Here is a 9,974-nt window from a genome sequence, read left to right as displayed (position 1 = left end):
CATCGTTCCGAAACCGCTCACCGTGTCCGCCAGACCATTGTCACAATCGGCTAACCCGTTGAACTTCCCGGCGTTTTCAGCGTCGTTGCCGTCGCCCTCATCGTCGGGAGGCGCTTTGTACTGCCGCAGACCAACACCGTCAATACCTTTTTTCAAAAAAGTTCATTTTCCTTCACTCCTGCCCCTGCCGCCGGGCCATTCCTTGACAGAAGGCAGAGGGTATGGCTTGCTTGAGGGCACCAACGGTTCTCTGTATGCAAAGCATATGAGATGAAAAGGGAACACGGTGCGGTGTACCCATCAGGGACCAAAACCGTGGCTGCCCCCGCAACTGTAAGCGGATGGCTGACACCATCGCGATGCCACTGAACACCCTGTTCGGGAAGGCCGTGTCACAAAGCCGATATCCGCGAGCCAGGAGACCTGCCGCTGGCGCATGGCCCATACCGGGCTTTGCTTCGACCGGATGCCGGGGTGTGCGTCAAGGCGAGACAGGGGCATTGCGCTTAAGCCTTCATGGTCCACGCACGTCTATAATTCCCCCGGATCGCAGACCCGTTTGATCCCCAGGCATCTTCTTGCTCGTCGCACGGCATCTTTCCGGGAGGGAGAGGTGCGTAAGGAGATTTCCCTGATGCGTTCCCTGTTTTTGTCTGCTGCCGCCCTGATTTCGGGCCTGCTCATGTCCCAGCCCGCAGCAGCGCATTTTCAACTGATCTATACCCCCGAGGTCAATGTCGAGGCCGCAGGCACCCTGCCGGTCAAGCTGATCTTCTGGCATCCGATGGAAAACGGCCCGGCGATGGACATGGGCCAGCCGGAGCAGTTCTTTGTCGTCCACCGTGGCGAAAAGACCGATCTGAAACCCACGCTGAAGCCGATCACCTTTAAAGGCACCGAAGGCAGCGCCAAGGCCTTTGCCGGGGCCCTGACCCTGAAACGGTCGGGGGATTACATCATGGTGGCCGTCCCCGCGCCCTATCTGGAAAAGAGCGAAGACGTCTTTATCCAGCAAATCACCAAAAGCTTTGTCAATCGCAGCGGCCTGCCGACCGACTGGAATACCGCCGTCGGCCTGCCTGCCGAAATCGTGCCGCTGAACAAGCCGACAAATGTCATCGCCGGGTCCACCTTTAGCGGGCAAGTCCTGTCCGACGGCAAGCCGGTTGCCGGGGCCGAGATCGAAGTCGAATACATGGCCGCCCTGCCCGACATGCAGGGTGACGGAACGGCCAAGCCAACCACCGGCCCGCTGCCCGGTGGCGCGCTGGTTGCCGTCACTGATGCCAACGGTGTCTTTACCTTTGGCGTCCCCAAGGCCGGATTCTGGGGCTTTGCCGCCCTTGGTGTCGGCCCGGCCACCTCGTATCAGAACAAGAAACTGTCGCAGGACGCGGTGATCTGGGTTCGTGCCTATGACCTGCCCGGCGCGCCATAACCACCCAGAGGGGAACAAGCCATGCATATTGTTGATGGGGCTCTTTCTTCGGCGGTGGTGATTGGCGGTGCGGTCCTGACTGTCGGCGGGCTGGCCCTGGGGGTTCGCTCGCTGACGCTGGAGAAGCTGCCCGCCGCCGGTATCCTGAGCGCAACCTTTTTCGTCGCCTCGCTGATTCACGTCCCGATCGGGCCATCAAGCGTTCATCTGATCATGAACGGCCTTGCCGGGCTGGTGCTAGGCTGGAGCGCCTTTCCGGCGCTGTTTGTCGGCTTGCTGTTGCAAGCGGTGTTTTTCGGCTTTGGTGGTCTGACTGTGCTGGGGGTCAACACCCTCAATATTGCCCTGCCTGCGGTGCTGATCGGATTGGTTTGCCAACAGGGTATCCGCCATGCCAACCCGCGCATCGCCGCCCTGTGGGGAGCGTTGGCCGGAAGCGGCGCGATTGCCCTGACCACCCTGTGCGTTGCCGTCGCCCTGCTGCTGAGCGGGCAGGAGTTCATCCCCGCCGCCAAGCTGGTGTTCCTGTCGCACATTCCGATCATGGTCATCGAAGGTCTGGTCTGTGCCGCCGCCGTCTATCTGATCCGCCGGGTGAATCCGACGGTGTTTGCCTCGCTGGAAGGACACCCGGCATGAAACGGTTGTTTTCAACATCCATCGTCGCCTTGCTGGTTCTGGCTGGCAGCGCGTCGTCTGCCTGGGCCCACAAGGTGATCGCTTCCGGCTATGCCGCTGGCGACAAGATCGAAGGCGAAGTGGGCTTTTCCAACGGCGACCCGGCGATCAACACCACCATCAGCATCACCGCCCCCGATGGCCGCACACTGGGCGAGGTGCAGACCAACGCCGAGGGCCTGTTCACCTTCACCCCCACCGAAGCCGTCCCGCACATCTTCCGTGGCGATCTGGGGGCGGGGCATGTGGCCGAGTTCCGCATGGAGGTCTCGGAGTTGCCGCGCGCCCTGCAAGGTGGAACAGCAGGGGCCGCACCGACTCCGACAGCCTCGACCGCCAGCGGTCCGGCAGTCACCGCTTCCCCGGATGCTGCCGCTCTGCAAGCGATGATCGCCCAGGCGGTGCGCGATGAAATGCGCCCGCTGAAACACGAAATCGCCGCCTACAAGGAACACAACTCCCTGCAAACGATTCTTGGTGGAATCGGCTATATTCTCGGGCTGGTCGGGATTAGCTTTTACTGGCTTGCCCATCAACGCCTGAAGAAGCAGCCACCACAATGAGCTCTTTGCTGGGACTGGCCCAGCGGGGAGAGGCCGAGCCTCTCCCTGTGCTGTGCCGCCTTGATCCACGCACCCGCATCATCGCCGCCTGCGCCTTTGCGGTGGCGATGGTGGCGGTACACGACTTCCGTGCCCTCGGGCTGGGGATGGTGGCCGCGCTGCTGACCATGGCCGCCGCCCGCCTGCCGGTGATGGCCACCCTGAAACGGATGGTGATGATGGATGGCTTCATCATCTTCATGCTGCTGATGCTGCCGTTTACCGTCCCCGGCCCGGTCGCCTTTACCCTGTGGGGCTGGCCCGCCAGTTGGGCCGGTTTGCAACAGGCGGCGGTGATTGCCCTGAAAGCCAACGCAGTGGTGCTGGCCCTGATGGCGCTGGTCGGCTCGCAGGAACCGTCCACCCTTGGCCATGCGCTGGCCCGGCTGAAGGTGCCGGTTCGGCTGGTGCATTTGCTGTTGTTCACCGTGCGCTATCTGGATGTCATCCATCAGGAATACGGTCGGCTGCGGGTTGCGATGAAAATGCGCGGCTTTCGACCCCGCAACACCCTGCATACCTATCGCAGTATGGGTTACCTGATCGGCATGCTGCTGGTGCGCGCGCTGGAGCGGTCCGAGCGCATCCTGAAAGCGATGAAGTGCCGGGGCTTTACCGGGCAACTGCCGTTGCTGGATGATTTGCGCTATCGCCCCCGTGATGGCTGGTTTGCCGCCCTGTGGCTCGGCCTGTTGCTGCTGGTGCTGGCCCTGAACTGGAGTCCCTGATGAGCGCCCTGATCGCTGTTACCGATCTGCATTTTGGCTATCCCCATCGCCCACCGGTGCTGAAAGGGGCATCGTTTACCTTGCACCCCGGCGAGCGGCTGGCGATCACCGGTCCTAATGGCGCCGGGAAAAGCACCTTGCTTCAGGCTTTGGTCGGGCTGAATCGGCCCTCGTCGGGGCAGATCATCGCCTTTGGGCAGGTGCGACAGCAGGAAAAAGACTTCCACGAGGTCCGCCGCCGGGCTGGCTATGTCTTTCAGGACCCCGACGACCAGTTGTTCTGCCCGACTGTCGCCGAAGACGTCGCCTTTGGGCCGCTGAACCTCGGCAAATCCCCTGCCGAGTCGATGATCATCGTCGAGCGGGTGCTGGCCGATCTGAGGCTGTCGGCCTTTCGCGATCGCATCACCTATAAGCTGTCGGGGGGAGAAAAGCGGCTGGTGTCGCTGGCGACCGTGCTGGCGATGGACCCGGACGTGCTGCTGCTGGACGAGCCGACCAACGCACTGGATGAGCCGACCACCGAACGGCTGGTCGATATCCTGCTCGGCCTGCCGCAAGCGATGATCGTCATTTCGCACGATCCGCATTTCCGCCGCAAGATTGCCACCCGCACCCTGCGTCTGGAAGACGGGTGCCTGATCACTCCAGCTCCGGCCTGTCGCAATGCTGCTGTCCCCGCTGTCTAACCGCGCCTATCGCCACCTGTTCACCGCGCAGGTTGTCGCCCTGATCGGCACCGGACTGACCACCGTCGCCCTGTCCCTGCTGGCCTATCAACTGGCCGGAGACAAGGCCGGGATGGCGCTGGGGATTGCGCTGGCCCTGAAAATGGTCGCCTACGTCGGCATTGCGCCGGTGGTCGGCGGGCTGGCCCACCGCCTGCCACGGCGGGGGTTGCTGGTCTGTCTTGACCTGCTGCGGGCGGGCTGTGTGCTGTGCCTGCCGCTGGTCGATGCCCTGTGGCAAGTCTACCTGCTGATTTTCCTGCTCAATGCCTGCTCGGCCGGATTTACCCCGGTGTTTCAAGCCACCATCCCCGACGTGCTGCCGGACGAAGACGACTATACCCAGGCCCTGTCACTGTCGCGGCTGGCCTATGATCTGGAAAGCCTGCTCAGCCCCCTGCTGGCCGCCGGAGCACTGGCGGTGATGAGCTATCACGGCCTGTTTACCGTCAATGCGGTGGCCTTTGTCGCTTCGGCCCTGCTGGTGGTCAGTGTCCGCCTGCCCGCCGCCGCCCCGGTTGATCGTCCGCGCGGGATTTTTGGCAGCATCCTGTTCGGCCTGCATGTTTACTGGCACACCCCGCGCCTGCGGGCCGTCTTCGCCCTTAGCTGGAGCATTGCCGCTGCCAGTTCAACCGTGATCGTCAATACGGTGCTGATCGCCCGCCAGCAGTTCGGGCTGGGCGACAGCGGTGTCGCCCTGTTCTATGCCATGGCCGGAGGAGGCTCGATGGCCGCCGCCCTGCTGCTGCCCCGCCTGTTGCCGGATGACAGCCGCGATCGCAGCGTGATGAGTCTCGGCTGTGCCCTGCTGGCAACCGGCCTGCTGCTGTCATGGGGCGGCCTGCACTGGTTGCCGCTGGCCTTGCTGGGCTGGGCGGTGATCGGGGTGGGTCTGTCGATGGCCCAGACTCCGATCGGACGCCTCCTGCGTCGATCCTGCCATGCCGGAGACCGCCCGGCGCTGTTTTCGGCCCAGTTCGCCCTGTCGCATGGCTGCTGGCTGGTCTGTTACCCGCTGGCCGGAACGCTGGCCGCCTATGGCGGGCTGGCCTTGACCTTGCCGGTGATGGCTGGCATTGCCGTGGTCGGAATGGTGGTCGCCGGGTTGGTGTGGCCGTCACCCGATCATGCCGATCTGCCGCACCATCACGCCGCCGAAGACCATGATCACCTGCACAGCCATGGCGATGATCACCACAGCCACCAGCATCAGCCCGATGTGGCGGGAATGCACAGCCATCCCCACAGCCACGCCGCCCATCAGCACCGGCACCCCTATGTCATCGACCGCCATCATCAGGACTGGCCGGGCTGAATCGGGAACGTCTCAGCTTTTGGCCTCCCCGCGGACCATCTCCAGCAACGACCCGTGCCCATGGCCGTTGCCGTCGCTGGAGGTCGTTTTCACCGCCCCCCACACCTTTTCGTGCAGGTAGAACACCACGGTGTTGACCGCCGGTTCAATCAGGGCAACGCCGGTGGCAATGCTCAGCGAGCCGGTCAGGGCATAGGTGACGCCAAAGCCAACCATGAAGTGCAGGGATGCGAAGGTCAGGGTTTTGATCAGGTCACGCATGGCGGCATCTCCGGCTGCGGTTGCTTTATTGCGATTGATTATTAATATCTCAAAACAGCGACAAAGAAAACCGGATTATCACAGTCGTTATAATCGCCCTTCTCGATCAAAAGTTCGCCAAAGTGATCCCGCTCTTGCCCTGCACGGCGGAACAGGATAAGCCAGCCATACCTGATCTTTTCCGGCTCTGGAGTGCCCCGCCGTGGCTGTTACCGACGCGTTTCTCTCCACTCTCCGCTCTCTGGTTGGCGACAAGGCCGTCCTGACCGACGCCAGCGACCGCGAGCCTTACCTGACCGAAGAGCGTGGCCTGTACCGGGGTCAGGCCCCGGTGGTGGTCCGTCCGGCCAACACCGCCGAAGTCGCCGCCGTGGTCAAGGCCTGCGCCGACGCCGGTATCAGCATCGTCCCGCAGGGTGGCAACACCGGTCTGTGTGGTGGTGCGGTGTCGGCAGAGACGCAGGTGATCCTGTCATTGGGCCGGATGAACAAGGTTCGCGGCGTCGATCCGATCAACTTCACCATGACCGTAGACGCGGGCTGCATCCTGCAAGACCTGCAAGCCGAAGCCGACAAGATGGGCTGCTATTTCCCGCTGGCCCTCGGGGCGCAGGGTACCTGCCAGATCGGTGGCAACCTGTCGACCAATGCCGGGGGCATCAACGTGCTGCGCTATGGCAACACCCGTGACCTGTGTCTGGGGCTGGAAGTGGTGCTGCCCGATGGCCGCGTGTGGGATGGCCTGCGCGCTCTGGGCAAGGACAATACCGGCTATGCCCTCAAGCACCTGTTCATCGGTGGCGAAGGCACGTTGGGGATCATCACTGGCGCGGTGCTGAAGGTCTACCCCGGTCTGGCCGAACGTCAGACCGCCCTGCTGGCCGTTGACGACATCAACGCCGTGACCGCCCTGCTGGCCAAGGCCCGCTCGTGGTCGGGCGATGCGGTCACCGCCTTTGAACTGGTGTCGCGCTTTGCCTTTGAACTGGCCTGCCGCCACCTGTCTGGCGTCAACGATCCGTTTGAAGAGGCACATCCGTGGTACGTGCTGGTCGAGTTCTCGACCTCGCGCCCGAATGCCGACCTGCGCGGCCTGTTCGAGAGCTTCCTCGAAGCGGCCTTTGAAGACGGCATCATCGTTGACGGCATCGTTGCCGAAAGCCTGGAGCAGACCAGGCAACTGTGGCACATGCGCGAAGGCATCCCAGAGGCGCAGAAGCACGAAGGCGCATCGATCAAGCACGACGTGGCCGTGCCGGTGTCCAGCGTGCCGGAATTCCTCACCCGCGCCCTCGCCGCCGTCTGCGAGCGCCTGCCCGGCCTGCGCCCCTGCCCGTTCGGCCACGTCGGCGATGGCAACATCCATTTCAACCTGACCCAGCCGGTGGGCATGGACAAGGATGAATACCTCGCCCTGTGGGAAGACATGAACCGCATCGTCCACGACATCGTGGTCGAAATGAAAGGCTCGATCTCTGCCGAGCACGGCGTCGGCCAGTTGAAGGTCGAAGAGATCATCCACTACAAGGATGCGGTGGAAATCGACCTGATGCGCACGCTGAAAGTAGCGATGGACCCCAAGGGGATCATGAACCCCGGCAAGGTGGTCAACCCGCAGTAGCCTGTCTGCTCGCAGCAACGGGGTGCGGAAACGGCGCCCCGTTTTTTTTATGGTCAGTCAGCCGGAAGCCGCTTGTCTTCCGGTACATGCACCAGAGCCAATTCCCGGTAACGGTCCTGTACCAGCGCCGGACCATGGGCGCGTTCCAGCCGGCGGACGATGAAATGGCCGCGTGCCATGTCCTGATAGTGGCGGGTGAAAATGGCGTTGATGGTCGCCCCGCTGACCGCCCCGACCAGCGGCAGCGCCTGCGCAATGGCCTTTTCGCTGACCCCGATGTGAAAATGCGCCGCGATCATCCCGATCAGACGGGTCACCGCCGACGAGGTGCTGTTCGCCGCCTGCTGGGTCAGGGTTTGCGTTGCCTCGGCCAGACTTTGCGCCAGACCGGCGCGGATGGCGTAATAGCCGAACTCACTGTCGGCAGACCGCTTGCCCGACCCCATGGCGAACACCTGCAAACAGGCCAGCGACGTTTCAGCCGCCCGGATGTCTTCGCCTTCCGAACGGGCAATGTCGATGATCGAGCGCATCATCAGCACGGTGGTCAACGGCAGCTCCACCGCCAGCCCGGACAGCCCCATCACGCCTCCGACCGCCCCGGACATGATGGTCATGCCGGTATGCAACCGGTTCGACGCGGGCCGAGGTTGCGCATCCCGCACCGTATACAGCGCCGCATCCAGTGCCTTGCGGATGGCAACGCGCGAGACCTTGGCGATGCCCTTTTGACCGCTCTCCGGCAAGGCTTTCAGGGGGATCTCCAAACGCTCGCCCAAAGCGTTGGACAGGCGCATCAGAAATCCCGGCTTTTCCAGCAACAGCACGGCATTTTCAAGATCGGCATGGTCTTTGTCCGTCCACATCGGAACATCCCTGTTCAAGTCCATCGGGCGCACGGGTCTACTGTCTCCTCACCCCGGCACCAAGGTCAGTTCGACCTCTCCCGCCGGAATTTCAGGGGCGATGACATGGTCCTCCCCCCACGCCTTCAGGGCCAGAAGAACGGGTTCGAGCGTCCGGCCTCGGGCGGTCAGGCTGTATTCGACCCTCGGGGGAACTTCGGGATAGACTTCCCGGTGCACCAGCCCGTCGGCTTCCAGTTCACGCAATTGTCGGGTCAGCATCCGCTGTGTGCAGTTCGTCAACTGCCGCCGCAACTCATTAAAGCGCATCGTCCCGCTCAACAGGTGGAACAGGACGACGCCCTTCCACTTGCCATCAATCATCTGAAGCGTTCCCTCGACGGGACAGCCCGGAGCACAGTCCAGACGGGCATGACGGGTACGGGCCATAACGGTATCCTTTTTGACACTATGTGCTTTTTATGTGCGTTCTTGCGTGTTTCATCACAACACATACCTTTGTTTCCGACAAGCAAGCCACAAAACAGGAGATGGATCATGCGCGCTGTCGGATACCACACACCGGGGGCACTCAATATCGAACTGGCAACCGGTGTTGCCAGCAGGCGCGACGATGCCCTCGTCGATATCGAACTGGCAACACCGGTTGCCAGCGGGCGCGACCTGCTGGTTGCGGTCAAGGCTGTTTCGGTCAATCCCGTCGATACCAAGGTTCGCCAAGGGATGGCACCTGAGGGAAGCGACTGGAAGGTGCTCGGCTGGGATGCTGCCGGTGTCGTCGTTGCGGTCGGTGAGGCGGTAGACGGTTTCGCGGTCGGGGATGAAGTCTATTACGCGGGAGCCCTGGGGCGACCGGGTACGAATGCCGAATTTCACCTCGTCGATGAACGGATCGTCGCCAAAAAGCCCCGCTCGCTCGATTTTGCGGATGCCGCCGCCCTCCCGCTGACCGCCATCACCGCCTGGGAAACCCTGTTCGACCGCCTGCGGGTGACCGCGCCGGTGCCGGGTGTGGCACCTGCCCTCCTCGTGATCGGCGGTGCCGGTGGTGTCGGGTCGATTGCAATCCAGATTGCGCGGGCCATGACCGATCTCACCATCATCGCCACCGCATCACGGCCAGAAACCAGCGACTGGTGCCGCTCGCTCGGCGCGCATCATGTCGTCGATCATTCCAGGCCACTGGCGCAGGAAATTGCGACATTGGCCCTCGAGTCCCCGCCAGCGTTTGTGTTTTCAACGACCAACACCGACATGCATGTGGCGGCAATCGCCGAGCTGATCGCGCCGCAGGGACGCTTTGCACTGATCGACGATCCTGCCGTCCTCGATATCAATCCGTTCAAGCGCAAGAGCGTCTCCACCCATTGGGAATTCATGTTCACACGCTCGATGTTCGGAACCGCCGACATCGCCGCGCAGGGACAGCTTCTCGCCGACGTCGCGCGGCTGGTCGATGCGGGGGCGATCCGCACCACACGGACCGAAACCTTCGGGACCATCAACGCCGCCAACCTCACGCGGGCGCATGCGCTGATCGAAAGCGGGCGTGCCCGGGGCAAGATCGTTCTTGAAGGTTTCGGGGCCTGACATCTCTCCCCGGCAAGTCAAAGCAAAAAGGCCCCCGTCATCAGACAGGGGCCTTTTTCATCGGATCAAGCGTGCAAACAGGCTTAGAGCATTGTGCGTTCAATCTGACACCACAATACACGACAATTGGTAGAATCAGCGCAG

At 62.6% G+C, this 9,974-nt stretch carries 11 protein-coding genes and 1 riboswitch; of the genes, 8 read left to right on the top strand and 3 right to left on the bottom strand.

Features of this window, described 5'->3' with window-relative positions:
* The first annotated feature begins 226 nt into the window (after positions 1–226).
* Positions 227–445, top strand: a riboswitch (cobalamin riboswitch).
* 189 nt (positions 446–634) lie between these two features.
* Genes BW995_RS16925 through BW995_RS16900 form a run of 6 tightly spaced genes read left to right on the top strand, consistent with a single transcriptional unit; the run spans position 635 to position 5,492 of the window.
* Positions 635–1,438: a DUF4198 domain-containing protein gene (locus BW995_RS16925; RefSeq protein WP_076401573.1), complete on the top strand. Its 804-nt coding sequence runs from the start codon at positions 635–637 to the stop codon at positions 1,436–1,438.
* Positions 1,439–1,459: 21 nt separating this feature from the next.
* Complete coding sequence (cbiM, locus tag BW995_RS16920; protein ID WP_076401572.1) at positions 1,460–2,077, top strand: cobalt transporter CbiM; 618 nt, start codon at positions 1,460–1,462, stop codon at positions 2,075–2,077.
* Positions 2,074–2,679 carry a carboxypeptidase-like regulatory domain-containing protein gene (locus BW995_RS16915; RefSeq protein WP_076401571.1) on the top strand — a complete coding sequence of 202 codons (606 nt, stop codon included), beginning with the start codon at positions 2,074–2,076 and terminating at the stop codon, positions 2,677–2,679. The genes cbiM and BW995_RS16915 overlap by 4 nt, the downstream gene beginning before the upstream one ends.
* Entirely contained in the window at positions 2,676–3,446 is a 771-nt protein-coding gene (gene cbiQ / locus BW995_RS16910) for a cobalt ECF transporter T component CbiQ (RefSeq protein WP_076401570.1), read from the top strand. Before BW995_RS16915 ends, cbiQ begins: the two co-directional genes overlap by 4 nt.
* Positions 3,446–4,135, top strand: coding sequence for an energy-coupling factor ABC transporter ATP-binding protein (locus BW995_RS16905; protein ID WP_076401569.1), 690 nt, complete (start codon positions 3,446–3,448; stop codon positions 4,133–4,135). The genes cbiQ and BW995_RS16905 overlap by 1 nt, the downstream gene beginning before the upstream one ends.
* Positions 4,113–5,492, top strand: a complete 1,380-nt coding sequence (locus BW995_RS16900; protein ID WP_456152104.1) for an MFS transporter — start codon at positions 4,113–4,115, stop codon at positions 5,490–5,492. The genes BW995_RS16905 and BW995_RS16900 overlap by 23 nt, the downstream gene beginning before the upstream one ends.
* Positions 5,493–5,504: 12 nt before the next feature.
* Here the strand turns inward: BW995_RS16900 and BW995_RS16895 are convergent, their stop codons facing one another.
* Complete coding sequence (locus BW995_RS16895) at positions 5,505–5,753, bottom strand: DUF2061 domain-containing protein (protein ID WP_076401568.1); 249 nt, start codon at positions 5,751–5,753, stop codon at positions 5,505–5,507.
* Positions 5,754–5,955: 202 nt separating this feature from the next.
* On the opposite strand from BW995_RS16895, the gene BW995_RS16890 reads away from it, so the two are divergent.
* Positions 5,956–7,374, top strand: a complete 1,419-nt coding sequence (locus BW995_RS16890; protein ID WP_076401567.1) for an FAD-binding oxidoreductase — start codon at positions 5,956–5,958, stop codon at positions 7,372–7,374.
* 53 nt (positions 7,375–7,427) lie between these two features.
* On the opposite strand, the gene BW995_RS16885 is transcribed toward BW995_RS16890, so the two are convergent.
* Positions 7,428–8,240: an EcsC family protein gene (locus BW995_RS16885; RefSeq protein ID WP_076401566.1), complete on the bottom strand. Its 813-nt coding sequence runs from the start codon at positions 8,238–8,240 to the stop codon at positions 7,428–7,430.
* A gap of 48 nt (positions 8,241–8,288) precedes the next feature.
* The gene (locus BW995_RS16880; RefSeq protein WP_076401565.1) at positions 8,289–8,669 is read right to left on the bottom strand and encodes a winged helix-turn-helix transcriptional regulator; all 381 of its coding nucleotides are present in this window, start codon (positions 8,667–8,669) and stop codon (positions 8,289–8,291) included.
* 108 nt (positions 8,670–8,777) lie between these two features.
* Between BW995_RS16880 and BW995_RS16875 the strand changes: the two genes are divergently transcribed.
* Positions 8,778–9,830: a zinc-binding alcohol dehydrogenase family protein gene (locus tag BW995_RS16875; RefSeq protein ID WP_076401564.1), complete on the top strand. Its 1,053-nt coding sequence runs from the start codon at positions 8,778–8,780 to the stop codon at positions 9,828–9,830.
* The last annotated feature ends 144 nt before the right edge of the window (positions 9,831–9,974 follow it).

The sequence above is a fragment of the Insolitispirillum peregrinum genome (assembly GCF_900156605.1).
Classification (GTDB): domain Bacteria; phylum Pseudomonadota; class Alphaproteobacteria; order Rhodospirillales; family Rhodospirillaceae; genus Insolitispirillum; species Insolitispirillum peregrinum.
The sequence above is the reverse complement of the archived record's forward strand: the minus strand, read 5'-3'. Positions and strand labels throughout refer to the sequence as shown.